Here is a 16,679-nt window from a genome sequence, read left to right as displayed (position 1 = left end):
CCGGTTCAATCGAATATATGCTTGAAACGGCGCTCGGCGAGACGACTACAGCCCAGTACGATTGCCACATTCGCGATCAGCAGCAGGACAGCGATCGTCGCTCCAAGCGGCCAGTTCAGCGTGCCGAGGAATTCGTCGTAAGCGGCGGTCGCGACCACCTTGAGACGCCGGCCGCCGATCAACGCGGGCGTAGCAAACGCCGATGCCGACAGCGCGAAGACAATGATCGAGCCAGACAGGATGCCCGGCAGGATTTGCGGCAGCACCACGCGCCGGAACACGCGGAACGGCGAGGCGCCCATGGACCGGCCGGCCCATTCCACTTGCGGGTCCAGCTTCTGCAACGTCGCCCATACCGACATCACCATGAAGGGCACCAGCACGTGCGTGAGGGCGATCACAACGCCGGTCATGGTGAAGACGAGGCGGATAGGTTCATCGGTGATGTGAAGCGCCTGCAACGCGTTGTTCAATACACCGTTATTACCAAGCAAGATCTGCCAGCCGAGCGTGCGCACCACCACCGATATCAACAACGGACCGAGCACGACGAGCAGGCAGATGGATTGCCACGGACGTTTCATCCGCGCGAGCACGATGGTCTCGGGCACACCAAGCAGGATGCATAGCAAGGTCACGGCGAACGCGAGGCCTGCGGTGCGCGCGAAGATAGCGCCGTAGTAGGGATCGGTGACGACTTCGAGGTAGTTCCGCAGCGTGTAGGTCGTGAGCGTGCCCTGGCTGTCACTGAAAACGTGGAAGGACAACACGAGCGTCAACAGCAGCGGCACCAGCAGCAGACTGCCGAACAACAGCAACGCGGGAGCGGACAAGAGCCATGGCGCGGCACCCGCGCGATCGTTGTCAAGCGTGGCCATGGTGTCCCTCCTTCTGAAGCACACGCAAGTCGTCATCAGACCACGCGACGCCGACCTCCGCGCCTTCATCGGGCGGTGGTGCGCCGTTGTTCGCCTGGGCCACGCTCAGTCGCCCAAGACCGGTATCGATCAGCAGAAGCCATTGGTTACCGGTGAACACGCGCGTAGTGATGCGGCCAGTAGCGCGAACCCCCGCTGTATTGATGGTCGCGAGATGGACCTTCTCCGGGCGGATGTACACGTTCACCTCGCCCTGCACATCGCGACCCTCGTGCGGCACCTTGAGCGTGGTCCCCGCTACATCGACTTCAGCGCAACGGGCATTGAGGCGCAACACCGCGCCAGGCAACAGATTGGTCTTGCCAAGAAACGCCGATGCGAACGCAGTCTCCGGGCGCTCGTACGCTTCGAACGGCGTGCTCAGTTGCGCGATCTTGCCGCGATGCATCACCGCGATGCGATCGCTCATCGTCATGGCTTCGACTTGATCGTGCGTCACAAGAATGGTTGTGATGCCGAGCCGCTTCTGAATGGACCGCAATTCGATGTGCATTTCCTCGCGCAACTTGGCGTCGAGATTGGACATCGGTTCGTCGAGCAGCAGCAGTTCGGGGCGCATGGCAAGCGCGCGGGCAATCGCGACGCGTTGCCGCTGGCCGCCCGACAACTCTTTCGGATAGCGGCCACCCAGTCCGTTCAGACGCACGAGATCGAGCGCTTCGGCCACGCGATCAGCGCGTGCCGCGCGTTTCATGTTGCGCATCTCGAGGCCAAAGCCGACGTTGCCGTTCACGGTCATATGCGGAAACAACGCATAGCTCTGGAACACCACGCCCATGCCGCGCTTCTCCGGCCGCTCATGTGTGATGTCGCGACCGTCGAGCAGGATCGTGCCGGTGCTTGGCGTGACAAAGCCCGCGATCATCTGCAGCGTCGTGGTCTTGCCGCAACCGGAGGGACCGAGCAGCGACAGGAACTCACCACGCTCGACATCAAGGTCGATCTGTTCGATCGCGGTGAAGTCGCCGTAATGCTTCGAGATGCCTTTGAGTGTCAGAAAGCTCATGTGCGTCCGTGAGTTAAAGTCGGCGGCCGGCGTGTGAAGCTCCGGATGAAGCTCAACGCTCAGCGCTCCACGCTGCGATTCCAGCGTTCGGTCCACTCGGTCCGATGCTGGTTGATCGTCGTCCAGTCCACCGCAACCAGCTTCGATATCTGTTCAGGACCATACGGTACGCGCGCCGCCACTTCCGGCGTCAGTTGCACCGTCTTGTTGACCGGGCCGAGGCCGATCGCCTGCGCTTGAATCGTCTGCACCTGCGGGCTCAGCAGATACTGGATGAACTGCTGCGACAACGCCGGCTGTGCGTTCTCGGCCACGGCGCAAGCCCCGACCTGCAGCGCAACGCCACCCTCTTTCGGATAGAAAAACTTCAGCGGGAAACCCGTGTTCTGCAGCGCAACGGCGCGGCCGCTTCCATACGGCGCGAGGATCACGTCGCCGCTTTGCATCAGTCCGTCCATTTCACCGGGCGTCGGCGCCCACGACAGGACATCCGGTGCGACCTGCTTGGACATCGCCGTAAACCCCGGGTCAATGTTCTTCTCGCCGCCGCCATTCAAACGGGCGAGCATCACCAGCGTATGCAGGCCGTAGGTGTTGGTGATCGGCGGCATGCCGAGCTTGCCCTTCAGGCGCTTGTCGTACAGCACGTTCCAGGAATCCGGCGCGGGCAGGCCCATTTTCTTGAAGGCATCCGCGTTATAGCCAATCCCTGTGGCGACCATGCCGACACCCACCGAGGTGGGACCAAGACGCGCAAGCGGATACAGGTCCTTCATCACCGGCGCTTCCTCGACCTTCGCGCATAGACCCATCTGCATTGCCTGGTACATCGGGCCGTCATCCATCACCGCGACATTGATCTGCTGATGCCCTTTTTGCGCCTGCAATTTCGCGAGCGTGTCGCTGGAATTCCCCGCAACGTAGACGATCTTGACGTCGTGCGCTTTCTCGAACGGCGGGATGATCTTCTCGCGATACATGGTCTCGTTCGAGCCACCTACGTTCGCCACATAAAGCGTGGTTTCAGCCTGCGCCAGCAGCGATCCGGACAACCCCGCAGCGCAGCCGAGCGCAATCAGCAGGGGTCGCATATACGAACGAGAAGACGACGAACAAGCAATCTGCTGCAGTTGTTTCATGGGCGATTCTCCAGACTGGGGCGGGTCGGACGCTTGAGGAAGGTGGTCAGGCAAATTTATTTTGTTCGTTGCAGGGCATATCGTCCAATAAGAATAAAATAGCTATCCATACATGAATGATATGGGTCTCGTTCAATGAATCTTAAGCACATAGAGGCGTTCCGGGCAGTCATGCTGGCGGGTTCAATGACCGCGGCGGCCAAGGAATTGTTTACGTCGCAGCCCAATATCAGCCGCCTGATCACGCAACTCGAACGCGAGACCGGGCTCCTGCTTTTCTTGCGCAGTGGCGTCAGGTTGATTCCGACCAGCGAGGGGAACGCGTTCTTTCGCGAAGTGGAACGCGCGTACGTCGGCCTGCAAGGGCTGACCAATGCGGCGGCCCAGATCAAGAATCTGGGCACCGGTCGATTGCGCATTGCAGCAATGCCGTCCGCGGGAATGACTCTGGTGCCGCATGCAATCCAGCGCTTCCAGGCCTTGTATCCGGAAGTCACCATCTCGTTGCACGTGAACACGTCGGGCACCGTCAACCACTGGACGAGTTCCCAGTTCTGCGACCTCGGGGTCGCGATCTATCCTGCCGAGGCGTCCAATTGCGAGGTCGAGTTGTTATCGAAGGTGGCCGCGGTTGGCGTGCTCCCTGCGGGTCATCGGCTGGCGAAGAAAGCGTCGCTCAAGCCGAAGGATTTTCAGGGGGAACCCTATATCTCTCTGTGTCATGGCGACGGCACACGCGCCCAGATGGACGAGGTCTTCGCGCATGCGGGCGTTGAACGAGTCATGGCAATCGAGGCTCAATACTCGGCCATCTGCTGCGAGATGGTCCGCAGCGGCATGGGCGTGACGCTGTCACATCCTATCGTCGCACAGGATTTTGCCGGGCCTGGCATCGAGATCCGTCCGTTCACGCCAGCGGTCCTGTTTCCCATTTATCTGCTGTTTCCTCCGCATCAGCCGCGGGCTCGCCTGACCATGGAATTCGTCGACATACTGCGAAAGACGCACGACGATCGGATGGCGGCGATGGGTAAGCTGGAGCGGTTGAAGCGAGCTTGAGGAGATGTGATCCTGGCTACTTCAGACCCACCAGCTTATGCGTCGAAATCGGCTTGATTGCGCTCTCGCATGCTGGCGCTCCGGTTTCCAGATGCACCACCAGGTCGTAGGTCGTCGAGCGCCGCGTAAGCATGAGGCACGTCGACTCGCCGTGGGGCACCCGCGTTGCGTGCCAGCAGTGCGGCCGCATGCAGACACCAACGCCTTGCGGCACCCAAAACGCGCGGAGCGTCTCCATATCGGGTTGGCCGCCCTCTGTGCTCGTTGCAACGATCTGGATCACAGGCGCGGTCAGCGGCACGATAGCTTGCTGCGTCAGCCAATGGGCTTCGAGGCTCGCGACCGTTTCATCAGCGTTCCTGTACTTGACCCACAGGACTTCGGTCTCGCCTGTCGCGCCGGTATCGAAGAGATGCTCGCGCCAGAAGTCTGACGCCGGACTGCTGTACGCGGGAGCGTCGCCGTCTTTCTTGAGCGGCTTGCCCAGCATCCAGCCATAGGCATTGAAGGCCTCGGCGCTGAGCGGTTCAATCGTGAGAGAAGGATAAAGATCAGTCGGCATTTTTCGGCAAGGCGTCTGGATTAATAGAGGGGCCTGGTAGTGAAACCGGCGCATCGTCTGTATTGGGAAAAAGCGCGAACTCGGGGCCATTGGCCAGGCTGAAATCACGCACGACCTGCAACGCAAGGCGTGTAATGGATTCGCACAGCAAGCTGTCCGGGCTGCGCCTGAACGTTGCTACAAGCGGGAGCGCCGGAACACGGTGCGTCACCTGCAGCAATTGCAGCCGTCCCGACTGCAACTCGTGCATGACAAACGCGGTCGGCAACACAGCTATGCCGAACCCATCGACGACAAGACGAATAATCGCGGCCACCGACGAGACACAGTTGATCTGGACGGTGGTCTCACCACTTGCCGCGAACAGCTCGGTGAGAAAACCATGGGGCGCCGAGTGCCGCGCAAAACTGACGATGGGAAACGCAGCCAGCTCAGCCTCCGAGAGCGCTTCAGCCGATAGGTTGAGCGAAGGGCTCGCCACCCATCGCATGGGGAGTGTCCCAAGCGGAATGTTGACGGCGTCGCTGCCGGTCACGTTCGTGGTCAGCAATGCGACGTCCACATTGCCGTTCACGAGATGCCCGGAAAGATTGGCCGTGGTGTCCGACGTGAGTTCGATCGTGAGGTTCGGATACTCCTCCCTTACCCGCTTCAGCAGATTCGGCAGCCACGTATGCACGACCGACTCGATCACGCCCAGCCGCAACAACCCGGATACCTTGGAACGGTCGCTCACGCTCGCGAGCATGTCGCGGTTCAGCTTCAGGATCTGCTCCGCGAACGCAAGCGCCTTGGTGCCTTCCTGCGTGAGTGTCACATCGCGCGGTCCGCGGTCGAACAGGCGCACGCCAAACTCCTGCTCCAGGGCAGATATCCGGCTGGAGATGGCGGCCTGGGTCGCGTGCAAATGCTCGGCCGTCATCCGGAAGTTGCGCAGCTTGGCGAGCCATACAAACGTTTCGAGAAAGCGGACATTCATGGCGCACCCCGGCTGATGCGTTGAGTGGCGAAGCGGCGAGCATCGACCGAATCATTCCCTTCAGTTTATCGCTGGAAAAATTTCCGCGTGATAAGAAAAAGTGAGCACGTAGGCCCACATTTACTTGTTGGACATCGGCGAGCCCCTCTTCAAGACTGTCATTCATTGAATCCAACCGTTGAAAGGTTTTGATGAAAACACTTGAATGCACGATAGATGGTGGCGCGAGTATCGAAGTAGCGGTGAGCCGTCTTGTCATCGCCGGCTGGGCGGGGCGCGATGCGCGCGACGTCGAGCACCATATCCGCGAACTGGAAGCGCTCGGGGTCAAACGCCCGGCGTCGGTGCCAACGTTCTACCTGGTCGCGCCCGCCTTGCTGACGACCGGCGATGCAATCGATGTGGTGGGTACACACTCATCCGGCGAGGTCGAGGTCGTGCTGATCCAGAGCGCGAACGAGGGTTTGCTCGTCGGCATAGGGTCCGACCATACGGATCGCCGGGTGGAAAGCTATGACGTCGCGGTATCGAAGCAGATGTGCGCGAAGCCGGTGAGCGCCGCGCTCTGGCGTTACGCCGATGTCGCCCCACACTGGGACTCACTGATCGCGCGCAGTTGGCGGATCGATGGTGATGCCGCCCCCGTGCTGTACCAGGAAGGCACGCTCGCGCGCTTGTTGCGTCCGGAGGAATTGATCGAACGAGGCTTCGACGCGGCCGCCATGCCGCCCGGTTCGGCGATGTTCTGCGGTACGCAAGCCGTCCTCGGCGAACTGAGCTCTGGCGCGGGCTATGAGCTTGAACTACACGATCCTGTGCTTGGGCGCAGCCTTTGGCATCGCTATAGGGTCGACGCGTTGGCCCATGTCGAATGACGGCGGTCCGGGTCATCACCAACGGGTTCGGCGTTGTCGACCGATTCTTTCGACTTGCTGGCCTTGATGACTGCGTGTGTGTAGGTCGGTCGGCGTTGGAACGATTATGTTTTTTGACAGATCCAACGCGATGATGACGGCACGGGCTAAACCGGTGCTTCGGTGCGTGGAGCTGCCCTCACGATCTTCGGAACGCCGCGCTGTTCGACTTCCCAAAGATCGCGATCATTCTGCAATTGCAACCACATGGACGCGGGCGGGTTCGTGATCCATTGCTCCAGACGCAAGGCCATTTCCGCGCTTATCGCTGCATGTTCGTTGATTAAACGCGTCAACGCGGAGCGCGAAACGCCGAGTTGCCCGGCCGCTTCGGTGACGGTCAGCCCCAATGCAGGAAGAATGTCTTCACGCAACAGCGAGCCCGGATGCGGAACGAAATGTTGCTTCATCAGTGATAGTCCCGGTAATCGACTAGCACCGCATCGGTACCGTCGAAAGTAAAAATAAGCCGCCAGTTTCCGTTAACCGACACAGCAAAAAAATCGCTGTAATCGCCCTTCAATTTGTGAAAGTCGTTGCCGGGGAAATTCATTGAACTGGGCTCACTCGCTCGATTGAGCGCGTATAACAAGCGGCTCAGTCTTGCTGCATGCGCCGGCTTGATGCCTTTGACATTGCCTGTCTCGAAGTACGCCCGCAAACCTTTATGCTTGAATGTCTTGATTGCCATATGAAGTGTAGCGCATAGCGCTACAAAGAACAAGGTGGAGAAACGACACGGGCTGAACTCCTCGCGCAGTTGGCTACTCACACGAATGCGAACCCGACCTCGTTCCGTGCGACGCTGGCCGCTGCAACTGCAGCGCGATACGCATCGTTACACAGCATTGGTGTATTCCTTGCGCCCCAATTAGATTTGTTTATCGCCAGTCAACATAATTAGTCGTTGGACGGGGGAAATTGGCGTTTCAATACTGATCCTCATTCGCCGGCCATGTTGCTTAACTGCATTCGATGGACGCCCCCGCCCATTCTCCAAGCCCCAAGGATCCGCTCGTGACTTCCTCTTCCGCCCCGTTTCGTTTCTCGCGTTCCGCCTGCTCCGCCCTCTCGGCAGCGGTTCTTTTGATTGTCAGCGGACAATGCTTCGCCGCCGACCCGGCGGTCGTCCTGATCGGCCACGCTGCGCCGCTGACCGGACAGCTTTCCCACATGGGCAAGGACAGCGAAAATGCGGCCCGGCTGGCAATCGACGAAATCAACAGCCAGCACCCGGTGATCGGCGGCAAGCCGGTCCGCTTCCAGCTCGACTCCCAGGACGATGCCGCCGATCCGCGCACCGGCACGCAGGTCGCGCAAAAGCTGGTGGATGACGGCGTGGTGGCCGTCGTGGGCGACATCAATTCGGGCGTCTCGATCCCCGCGTCGAAGATCTACAGCGAAGCGGGCATCGTGCAGATTTCGCAAGGCTCGACCAACCCCACGTACACGCTGCAGGGCTACAAGACCACGTTTCGCGTAGTCGCTACCGACGCGCTTCAGGGACCGGCGCTCGCCCATTACGCGCTCGACTCGCTGCATGCGAAGCGGATTGCGATCATCGACGACTCCACCGCTTACGGCCAGGGACTCGCCGATGAGTTCGAAAAGGCCGCGAAAGCGAAGGGCAGCACGATCGTCACGCGCGAACAGACCAACGACAAGGCAACCGATTTCCGCGCGATCCTGACGAAGATAAAAGGCTTGCGACCCGACGTCATCATGTACGGCGGCTCGGATGCGACCGCCGGGCCATTGGCCAAGCAGGCGGGCAATCTCGGGATTACAGCGAAGGTGCTGGGCGGCGACGGCGCATGCACGGAGAAGATGATCGACCTGGCCGGCGACGCGATCGGCAACGTGACCTGCTCAGAGGCAGGCTTGGCGCTCTCGAAGATGCCCAAGGGCCAGGACTTCGAAAAACGCTATGCGGCACGCTTCAATACGCCGATCGATGCGTATGCACCGTTCACCTATGACGCGGTCTACGTGATCTACAACGCGATGAAACGCGCGGACTCGACTGAGCGCACCAAAGTGCTGGCCGCGATGCCATCGACTCAGTACGACGGCGTGATCGGCCGCATTGCGTTCGATCCGCACGGCGATCTCAAGGATGCGGCCATCACGATCTATCAGTTCAAGGACAAGAAGAAAACCGTGATGGATGTCATCAAGATGTGAGGGTTGCTTGGGAGGGTGTTCGCGGGCCAATGATTGGCTACCGCCCGCGAACTCGCCGCTCTCAGAACGCGTGCCGTATCGCAAACGACCTGCTTAGACGTGGACGAAGCATCGGCCGCACCCGGCACATAGGCCTGATCGCACGAGTCTGGCCAGAGCCCTGCATTGACGGGAGTCATCGCTTATCCAAACCTGATGCCGAACAGCCCGCCATCTTCGGTTGCATCAGTCAGACGCGTTCCATGTACATAGTCATTGAGATCGAACCCTTCGATGGTTTCCTTGAAGGCGTCGTCTTCATTCATCGTCACGATGTACTGAAAACCAAGTTCACTCGAAATCTCGGCGCCAAGACGCAACGCGCTAATTACCTGGCGACCATCCACGCCATCAAAGAGGTGGCTGTCATGGATCAGAAATCCGGGCCCCACTCGACGTTTTGCGCACAAACGCATAAGCATCATGTCGAAGCAGAAAATCTGCATGTTCTTGATGCCCTTGCTCCGCTCACCCTGCATCGGAAACTTGAACATTGGGCCGTTGGATGTTTCATCGACCGTCATGCTACCGGCTGATTCATACAGGCGTTGAGAGGTCTCCTCGAACGCGACGATCGCTTCAGCCAGTTGATCCTTCTGCTCGGCGAAGTCGCGCCGTAGCCGGATCGTGAGGCGATTGCGTTCGATCTCCAACTCGTTCCTCGTCCCTTCAAGCTGCTCCGCGGCTTCAAAGCGTTGGCGCAGCGACTCCACTTCGGACTCGAGTCGACCAAGTTCTCCTTGCAGCTTTAAAAACTGTTCCAGCGCACCGTGGCTCTTGAGGATGCCCAGAACTTCACCGCGTCGATGGTCAAGCTGTGCCTTTTTCCCATCGCGTAGCTCGATACGCAGCTTTGCTGCTTCGAGTTCGCTGGACAGATAGTCCCGGCGATTGCGTACCACCGACTCATGGAAACTCTTCACGTCGTCATAGCGGCGCTTGACCAAGCCAGGAAGCGCGACGCCTGCTTCTTGATAGACCGCCTGAAGGTCTTCAAGATCGGGAGGGATTTCGGAGGTCAGTGCGTCTTCCAAGTCGCGAATAGCCGAGAAGTCGATGGTGTTGGCATTGGCCAACTCATTGAGTTGACGTGTCAGCGTGGAGCTTTCGACCTCCAGTTCCCGATATTCGGGCAACACCTGGAAGGTCTCGATCTCTGCATGGAGTTTCTTGAGACGTGCCTCTTGCAAAGTCATCTGCGTGCGCAAGTCTGCGGCCTTGCCGATGATCGAGCCGAACGCGCCGGTTCCAGCTGCCTTCTTCAGTTCTTCCAGCGTCTTTTCACGATCACGAACAGCTTGCCAATCGCGTGCAATCTGCCAGTCCAATCCGAGAAGAAACATGAGCGCCATTTGCATGTCGCCAGTTCCCTGCATCGTGGCCTGCTTTTCCGGCGTCATGAAAGCGCCACTTGCCTGCCGGCGCACAAAATAGGCGAACAGCGACCGGAACGAAGGCGGCTTGCTGCCTACCGCTTCCAGGCTGCTCAAACCGAACATTTGTTCGCCGAGGAAAGTGCACCACTCGGTTGCCGAGAATTTGTTCTTGGCCGCGTGCGGGGCTCCAACGGAGATCTTCGCCTTGGAGCTGCCACTGCGCTCAACGACAGTGTGTTCAGCCTTCAGATCGAAGCTCATACCGAAGGTGTAGTCGACGAGTTCCGGCGTGCGGAAAATGGAATCCGGAGGGGCTTCGGAGCCCGTCAGGAAATGCACAAGTTCGACGAAACTGGTTTTGCCCGCTCGATTGCGTGTTTGCTTGCTGCTTGCGCCCTCTGTTTTTTGAGCAAGCAGGACATTTAGGCCTGGCTTCAGATCAGCGAGATTCTTGAAAGTGGGCAGCGCGCTGTAAATCTGGTGAATCAAGCTGTCCTCCGTGCCACGAGGCCTCTGTCAAGTTCAATGGTCCCAAGGGCATACAGAAGATCAAGTGCGAGCAAAAACCAGTCGTAGGTGATCCGCCGAGGCGTTATGCCAGTCAAACCTGCATCGTGCCTGTTCAGCTCCTCCCATAACGCGGAAACCGTCTTGGGGCCAGCCAGGAAGGTCAGAACCTGGCCGCCCACGGTCAACAGTGCGCGATCCTGTGGAAGATGCTTCGATGGAAGGATCATGCTGTCCCCATCGCTCGAGCGTCTTCGAAAATCTCGCATTTGTCGAACAGGTAGGCCATGACGGCCAGCACCGCAACCTTATGCGTGGGCGTAGTATTTGCCAACCCTCCGGCCCAGGCTTCCAGTCGGCCGAAGATCTCATCTGGATGGAGTCGAGGCGTCGCCTCCCGCAACGCCATATATTCGCTCTTGAATGCTGACGCAATCTGCTCGCCGTAGATGGGGTTCTTCCAGTTGTTGAAGAACTGTGCAACCAGCGGCGACTTCTGCATACCAATCTTCAAGAAGTCGGCGACAGCCTGAGAGAGAAGGTTCGCCTCGATCTTACCGCGTGATACGTCTTTCACTTCGCTCGTGGTCGGTATGGGAGTGACGTTGATATGAGTAAGCACGGCTACCAAGTCGCCGTAACCCAGATTGACGTTCGCTTCCATCGTCGGCGCGAGACCGAACCAGGATTCAAGATCCAGCAGATTCAACTGGCGGAACTTCTTCAGCATCTCCTCGTATCCACAGTGGCCGATTTTGATCTTCGGGTTTTCTTGTCCGATTCTGGCTAGTGCTTCGATGATTTGAGGACTCAAACGGCCGTCAGGAGCGTTGTGGACGAAAGTCCACTCATCGAAGTATTTCGCCCAGTGCTCTTTGGCGCCCTCGAAATCCTCGTTGATCTTCTTAATGGCTTCTGTGGCGCTCAATTCATTGGGGGCGTAGCTCTGGAACAGGACTCGCGCCGAAGGCAGATATCCGTCGTTCTTCCGATCCCCAACATTGCCCCAGGGGCGGCAAGCCATGAAGTCGTTCGGGTGAGCCTTCGACATCAACTTCTCGAAAAGGCGTTGAAATCCGTCCCCCTTGCACTCCAGGAATGCAATGCGGAAATCTTTTTCGTAGTTGAGCTGTTGTATGCGATCCATAGGTTCGGTGCCGTGACTGGAGGTTGTTTGATTGCTTCCGGGAAAACCTCACGGCGTCCTACTATCCGATTGGGGATGCGCACGGTTGATATCAAAGGGAAGTGCTTTATCTGCCGCGATGCGGGTAAGCAAAATTCGGATTGCATCCGAAACGGACAAACCCATTTCTGCCAGTACGTTAGTAGCTTCCTCTTTGATATACCCGTCTATCCGGGCACGGACGACATCGGTATTCGCCACTGCTGCGCGCTCTAAATTTTAGTAGCTACATTGTGGCTCATGTGCGCATTGAAGTCAGTCACTTTTTGTCTCCGCAGCGTGGCTTCCCGCCGGTCCGCCGTCGGGCTCGGACCGCTACGCCGCGCTGCACGCGCAGATCTATGGCATGGAAATCGATGAGGTGATGCTGATCCAGCACACGCAGGGACGTTCATGCCCGGCGATCGAGAGTTTAGGAAGGGAAGCGCCTCGAGCGGCGATCCGCGGAATGCAACTCATCCAGTATCCGCGAGATCGCAGCCGATATTGTCGTCTGGCTCAATGCGCATCCGTAAAGAATGGTGGATTCCTGGGCCACGCCCGCCACCCGGGAACATCCCTCTCTCAGAACTTGTGCCGTATCGCGAGCCGCACGACAACCTGCTTCGACGTGGACGAGGCATCGGCCGCACCCGGCACGTACGCATCATCCAGCGCGGTCCCGGTGTTGTCCCCACCGACGGATTGAAATGCAGCCTGCGCGTAGACATCGGTACGCTTGGACAACAGGTAATCGGCCATCAACCCCGCCGACTGATAGTTCGGATGAGCCGTGCCGGTGCTGGCGTTATCGGTAGCGCGTGTATAGACATACTGCGCACCGACAAAAAATGCCGGCGTGAATTGATACTTGCCGTTGATCTCGAAGTTGTTGAACTTGAGCGACGATATCGACCCGCCTGCCGGCACGATCGACCCCGTGATATAGGTCGTGGAAGTCGGGTCGGACAGGTTGGAGTTGGTGTACGCGAAGCCCACCGTCGCGTTGCCCATGGTGTAGTTGATACCGGCGCCGAAGACGCGCAGGCGCTGCGCGAGGAAGTTCTGGTCGGTCGTGGGAATGGCGCCGCTCGTCGTGCCGGAAGGGTTATCCGAATTCAAATAGGCCGCAGCAATCAGCAGGCCGCCGTAGGTATATTGCGCGCCGACGCTCATCAACCGGTTGTTGGCGAAACCCCCGGCCACGTTACTGAACCCATACATGCCGCCGAATTGAAAACCGGCCCATGTCGGGCTCGTGTATTTCACCGTGTTATTCACGCGGAATGAATTGTCGGTGTTGTCGTTATCGTACGGATGCGCGAACAGATAACCTGCCCAGTTGCCGTTCGCCGTTGTCTGCGCGAGAAAGTCCACTACCGAGTCATATTGGCGGCCAAGCGTAACGGTTCCGTATGTGGCGTCGCTAATGCCCACGAACGCTTGCCGCCCGAATTCCAGACCGCCCTGACCCAGCCGCCCGTTGTTCAGATTGAAGCCATTTTCAAGGGTGAAGATCACCTTGACGCCCCCGCCCAGATCTTCACCGCCCTTCAATCCCCAACGGCTGCCCTGCGCATAACCGCTCTGCATTTCATAGGCTTTATTGCCGTTGACGTTATTCGTATAGTCGAACCCTTCGTCGATGACGCCATACAGCGTCACACTGTTTTGGGCATGCGCGCCCGCGACGAACAGGCATGACAACGTCATGCACATTGCTTGCTTTTTCATTGATGGCTCCAAAACCATGGACCCGGCGTGTCGCCGGTGTGGACCTGCTTTTTTTATGACGCTTCTTTTATTGATCGCCCGTTATGGGCGTGTGTTTCCAGGACCCGTGTCATGGGCCCTGTCCTGCGCTCAGTCAACGGTGCCAACTGATTGAGTTACGCGACGCGCTCAGCCCGCCGCTCGACGAACCGGCGAACATAGTCGTTAGCGGGGAAACGCACGATGTCCTCGGGCGTGCCTTGCTGCACCAGTTCGCCATCGCGCAGAATCGCGATCTGCGTGCCGAGCCGCAAGGCTTCGTCCAGGTCGTGCGTGATGAAGACAATGGTCTTGTTCAATGTCCTCTGCAGTTCGAGCAGCTGATCCTGCATCTCGGTGCGGATCAACGGATCAAGTGCCGAGAATGCTTCGTCCATCAGCAGCACTTCAGTGTCCGCCGCCAATGCACGGGCGAGCCCCACGCGCTGACGCATCCCGCCTGAAAGCTCGTCGGGGAATTTATCGCCGTAACCGTCAAGGCCCACCTTGCCGAGCCAGGTCCGAGCCTTCTGGTTCGCTACATCGTGCCGCTCGCCTCTTACGCGCAATGCGTACGCCGCGTTCTCCAGCACCGTTGCATGGGGCAACAGGCCGAAGTTCTGGAACACCATGCTCACGCGATGCCGCCGGAACTCGCGCAGCCCCGCGGCATTCAGCGAAAGAATATTCTCGCCATCGATCACGATCTCGCCCGCACTGGGATCGATCAGCCGGTTGAAGTGGCGCACGAGCGTGGACTTGCCGGAACCGGACAAGCCCATGATCACGAAGATCTGACCCGCCTCGATGTTCAGGTTGATGTTGTTGAGGCCGACGTTGCAGCCGTTGTCTGCCAGCACGTCCGCCTTCGACGCGCCGTGCCTGAGCATGTCGATAACGCGTGCATGGGTCATCGTCGGCCCGAAGATCTTGTAGACGTTGCTGACTCGGATAGCTGTCATGTTCGCGCTCCGCGCAAGAAGGTTGGGTGAGAGTCAGACGTGACGCGAAGCGGCGTCGCCCGCCGCTTCCGGCTCGCCAAGACCAGCGCTGCGCGCACTCTGGCGTGCCTGCACGCGTGCCCTTCTGTTCGCGCTCAACGCCAGACGCGCGCGCCGTTCCTGACCATAACCCTGCGAGATCCGATCGATTACTATCGCCAGGATCACAATGGCGATGCCCGCCTGCATGCCCTTGCCGACATCGAGCGTCTGGATGCCGGCCAGCACGTCTTCACCTAAACCACGCGAGCCGATCATCGATGCAATTACGACCATCGACAGCGACATCATGGTGGTCTGGTTGATACCGGCCATGATGCTCGGCCGCGCGAGCGGCAACTGCACGCCTATCAGCACCTGCCAGCGTGTCGTGCCAAAGGAGCGCGCGGCTTCCACGACGTCACCGTCAACCTGCCGGATGCCCAGGTCCGTGAGGCGGATCAGCGGCGGGAGTGAATAGATCACGGTTGCAAAAATGGCAGGCACCTTGCCCAGTCCGAAGAGCATCAGCACCGGGATCAGGTACACGAAGCTGGGCAGCGTCTGCATCACGTCGAGCACGGGTAATAACGCCCTGCGCACCCACCTGCTTTGCGAGCACAAGATGCCGAGCGGAATGCCCAGCACGATCGACAGGACGGTTGCCACCAGCATCAGCGCGAGCGTCTGCATCAGCTTGTCCCACAGCCCGAACGCGCCGATGGCGTAGAGCAGCAGCACGAACAACGCGGCCAGCGAAAGCTTGCGCGTGGCGTGCCAGGCGAGCACACCGGCGAGTATCAACAGCAGCCACGGCGGCGTTATCCGCAAGCCGCTTTCCAGCGGCACCAGCAGGTATTTCAGCACGACCAGGCTGAACGAGTGGAAGGCATCGCCATAGTTCTGGACCAGCAATGCGACCTTGTCGTTGATCGGGTCGGCAAGCGACAGATGCGGAAAGATGGACGTCATGGTTCACTCGTCTTGAGAAGGGTCGCGGTGAAAGGGAAGGGGTCCGGCCCGTTATTAAGTACCCAGCTTGGCCTGCACCTTGGCCGCTACATCGGCCGGCACCCAGGTCTTCCACATCTCGGGATGCGTGCGCAGGAACGTGGTGGCCATGGCCGAGCCGTCGATCTTCTTCGATGTCATCTCAAGAATCGTGCTGTTCAGGAAGTCCATCGGAAAGCGGACTTTCGAGAACATCTCGATCGCTTGCGGTTCGGCTTCGCTGAAGGGCGTCGAGACACCCACGGTCACGTGCGACACCATGTACGACGAAGCGCATTGCTTCGTGCTGCTTTCATCGCGCAGGGTCTTCCAGCAGGCATCGTTATAGGCCGGCATCTTGAGTTCGACGAACTTGTATTTCGCCATCAACGCAGCCGGTCCCCAGTAGTAAAACACCAGCGGCTTGCCGCGCTGATACGCCGATTCGATCGATGCATCGAGCGCCGCGCCCGTGCCCGGGTGGAAGTTGGTGTACGACGCATCGAGGCTCAGCACCTTGAGCAAACGCGTATTGACGCGTTCACAGTCCCAGCCTGTCGGGCAGTTCAGGAAACGGCCCTTTTCCGGTTCTTCATCATCGGCAAACAGCTCCTTGTATTTCGGCAAGTCCGCGACGGAAACAAGACCCGGCGCGCTGGCCTTGATGTTGCGGGACGCATCGCCCTTGATCACGTATTCGGGCACGAACCAGCCCTCTTTGGTGCCGCCCGGCAGCGTGTCACCGATCAGCTTGACCTTGCCCGCAGCGACCGCCTTCGATGTGATCTCGCTGCGACCAGTCCATTGCTCGGCCCAGACCTGCACGTCGTTGCTTGCCAGCGCGGTCTCGGTGGCGGCCGTGCTGCCGGGCACGACATCCGTCGCGCAGCCATAGCCCTTTTCAAGTATTTGCCGCAACACTTCCGTCGCAAACGCACCGCTCTCCCACGTAATGCCCGCAAAATGCACGGTCTTGCCGGAGCTGCAGAAAGTCCCTGCGGCGTGCGCAGTGCCGGCGCTAGCCGCAGCCACGACCAGCGCCGAAATGCTTGCCTTGAAGATTCGTTTGAGCATCGTCTTGCACCTATG

General features: G+C 59.2%; 18 protein-coding genes. 3 read left to right on the top strand and 15 right to left on the bottom strand.

What is annotated here, in order from left to right; all coding sequences use genetic code 11:
- Positions 1-5: 5 nt before the first annotated feature.
- The 3 genes from ACSOSP_RS24805 to ACSOSP_RS24795 are packed head-to-tail and all read right to left on the bottom strand — an operon-like array spanning position 6 to position 3,035.
- On the bottom strand, positions 6-878 hold the full coding sequence (locus ACSOSP_RS24805; RefSeq protein ID WP_455313544.1) for an ABC transporter permease: 873 nt from the start codon (positions 876-878) through the stop codon (positions 6-8).
- On the bottom strand, positions 865-1,944 hold the full coding sequence (locus ACSOSP_RS24800) for an ABC transporter ATP-binding protein (protein ID WP_455313543.1): 1,080 nt from the start codon (positions 1,942-1,944) through the stop codon (positions 865-867). Before ACSOSP_RS24800 ends, ACSOSP_RS24805 begins: the two co-directional genes overlap by 14 nt.
- A 59-nt stretch (positions 1,945-2,003) precedes the next feature.
- Entirely contained in the window at positions 2,004-3,035 is a 1,032-nt protein-coding gene (locus tag ACSOSP_RS24795) for an ABC transporter substrate-binding protein (protein WP_455313666.1), read from the bottom strand.
- Positions 3,036-3,218: 183 nt separating this feature from the next.
- On the opposite strand from ACSOSP_RS24795, the gene ACSOSP_RS24790 reads away from it, so the two are divergent.
- Positions 3,219-4,142 carry a LysR substrate-binding domain-containing protein gene (locus tag ACSOSP_RS24790; protein ID WP_455313542.1) on the top strand — a complete coding sequence of 308 codons (924 nt, stop codon included), beginning with the start codon at positions 3,219-3,221 and terminating at the stop codon, positions 4,140-4,142.
- A 16-nt stretch (positions 4,143-4,158) separates the two neighbouring features.
- On the opposite strand, the gene ACSOSP_RS24785 is transcribed toward ACSOSP_RS24790, so the two are convergent.
- Positions 4,159-4,704, bottom strand: a complete 546-nt coding sequence (locus ACSOSP_RS24785) for an ureidoglycolate lyase (protein ID WP_455313541.1) — start codon at positions 4,702-4,704, stop codon at positions 4,159-4,161.
- Entirely contained in the window at positions 4,694-5,683 is a 990-nt protein-coding gene (locus ACSOSP_RS24780) for a LysR family transcriptional regulator (protein ID WP_455313540.1), read from the bottom strand. The genes ACSOSP_RS24785 and ACSOSP_RS24780 overlap by 11 nt, the downstream gene beginning before the upstream one ends.
- A gap of 191 nt (positions 5,684-5,874) precedes the next feature.
- On the opposite strand from ACSOSP_RS24780, the gene ACSOSP_RS24775 reads away from it, so the two are divergent.
- Complete coding sequence (locus ACSOSP_RS24775) at positions 5,875-6,558, top strand: DUF2848 domain-containing protein (RefSeq protein ID WP_455313539.1); 684 nt, start codon at positions 5,875-5,877, stop codon at positions 6,556-6,558.
- Positions 6,559-6,704: 146 nt separating this feature from the next.
- Here ACSOSP_RS24775 and ACSOSP_RS24770 read toward each other — a convergent pair whose 3' ends face one another.
- Positions 6,705-7,007 carry a HigA family addiction module antitoxin gene (locus tag ACSOSP_RS24770; protein ID WP_455313538.1) on the bottom strand — a complete coding sequence of 101 codons (303 nt, stop codon included), beginning with the start codon at positions 7,005-7,007 and terminating at the stop codon, positions 6,705-6,707.
- A complete protein-coding gene (locus tag ACSOSP_RS24765) occupies positions 7,007-7,288 on the bottom strand; it encodes a type II toxin-antitoxin system RelE/ParE family toxin (protein ID WP_455313537.1) in 282 nt (93 codons plus the stop codon). Before ACSOSP_RS24765 ends, ACSOSP_RS24770 begins: the two co-directional genes overlap by 1 nt.
- Before the next feature lie 395 nt (positions 7,289-7,683).
- Here ACSOSP_RS24765 and ACSOSP_RS24760 point away from each other — a divergent pair, with 395 nt between their 5' ends.
- A complete protein-coding gene (locus ACSOSP_RS24760; RefSeq protein ID WP_455313665.1) occupies positions 7,684-8,781 on the top strand; it encodes a branched-chain amino acid ABC transporter substrate-binding protein in 1,098 nt (365 codons plus the stop codon).
- Between the two features lie 182 nt (positions 8,782-8,963).
- On the opposite strand, the gene ACSOSP_RS24755 is transcribed toward ACSOSP_RS24760, so the two are convergent.
- The 8 genes from ACSOSP_RS24755 to ACSOSP_RS24720 form a co-directional block, all read right to left on the bottom strand.
- Entirely contained in the window at positions 8,964-10,685 is a 1,722-nt protein-coding gene (locus ACSOSP_RS24755) for an ABC-three component system protein (protein WP_455313536.1), read from the bottom strand.
- Positions 10,682-10,933, bottom strand: a complete 252-nt coding sequence (locus ACSOSP_RS24750; RefSeq protein ID WP_455313535.1) for an ABC-three component system middle component 6 — start codon at positions 10,931-10,933, stop codon at positions 10,682-10,684. The genes ACSOSP_RS24755 and ACSOSP_RS24750 overlap by 4 nt, the downstream gene beginning before the upstream one ends.
- Positions 10,930-11,850, bottom strand: coding sequence for an ABC-three component system protein (locus ACSOSP_RS24745; RefSeq protein WP_455313534.1), 921 nt, complete (start codon positions 11,848-11,850; stop codon positions 10,930-10,932). Before ACSOSP_RS24745 ends, ACSOSP_RS24750 begins: the two co-directional genes overlap by 4 nt.
- A 48-nt stretch (positions 11,851-11,898) precedes the next feature.
- Complete coding sequence (locus tag ACSOSP_RS24740; protein ID WP_455313533.1) at positions 11,899-12,090, bottom strand: type II toxin-antitoxin system RelB/DinJ family antitoxin; 192 nt, start codon at positions 12,088-12,090, stop codon at positions 11,899-11,901.
- A gap of 363 nt (positions 12,091-12,453) precedes the next feature.
- Positions 12,454-13,602 carry a porin gene (locus ACSOSP_RS24735; RefSeq protein WP_455313532.1) on the bottom strand — a complete coding sequence of 383 codons (1,149 nt, stop codon included), beginning with the start codon at positions 13,600-13,602 and terminating at the stop codon, positions 12,454-12,456.
- 155 nt (positions 13,603-13,757) lie between these two features.
- Complete coding sequence (locus tag ACSOSP_RS24730) at positions 13,758-14,582, bottom strand: quaternary amine ABC transporter ATP-binding protein (RefSeq protein ID WP_051888135.1); 825 nt, start codon at positions 14,580-14,582, stop codon at positions 13,758-13,760.
- A 33-nt stretch (positions 14,583-14,615) separates the two neighbouring features.
- Positions 14,616-15,572 carry an ABC transporter permease gene (locus ACSOSP_RS24725; protein WP_455313531.1) on the bottom strand — a complete coding sequence of 319 codons (957 nt, stop codon included), beginning with the start codon at positions 15,570-15,572 and terminating at the stop codon, positions 14,616-14,618.
- A 54-nt stretch (positions 15,573-15,626) separates the two neighbouring features.
- Complete coding sequence (locus ACSOSP_RS24720; RefSeq protein ID WP_455313530.1) at positions 15,627-16,664, bottom strand: ABC transporter substrate-binding protein; 1,038 nt, start codon at positions 16,662-16,664, stop codon at positions 15,627-15,629.
- Positions 16,665-16,679: the final 15 nt, after the last annotated feature.

Source organism: Caballeronia sp. KNU42 (assembly GCF_053760385.1).
Note: the sequence above shows the minus strand (reverse complement) of the source record. Positions and strands in the feature narration are given on the sequence as shown.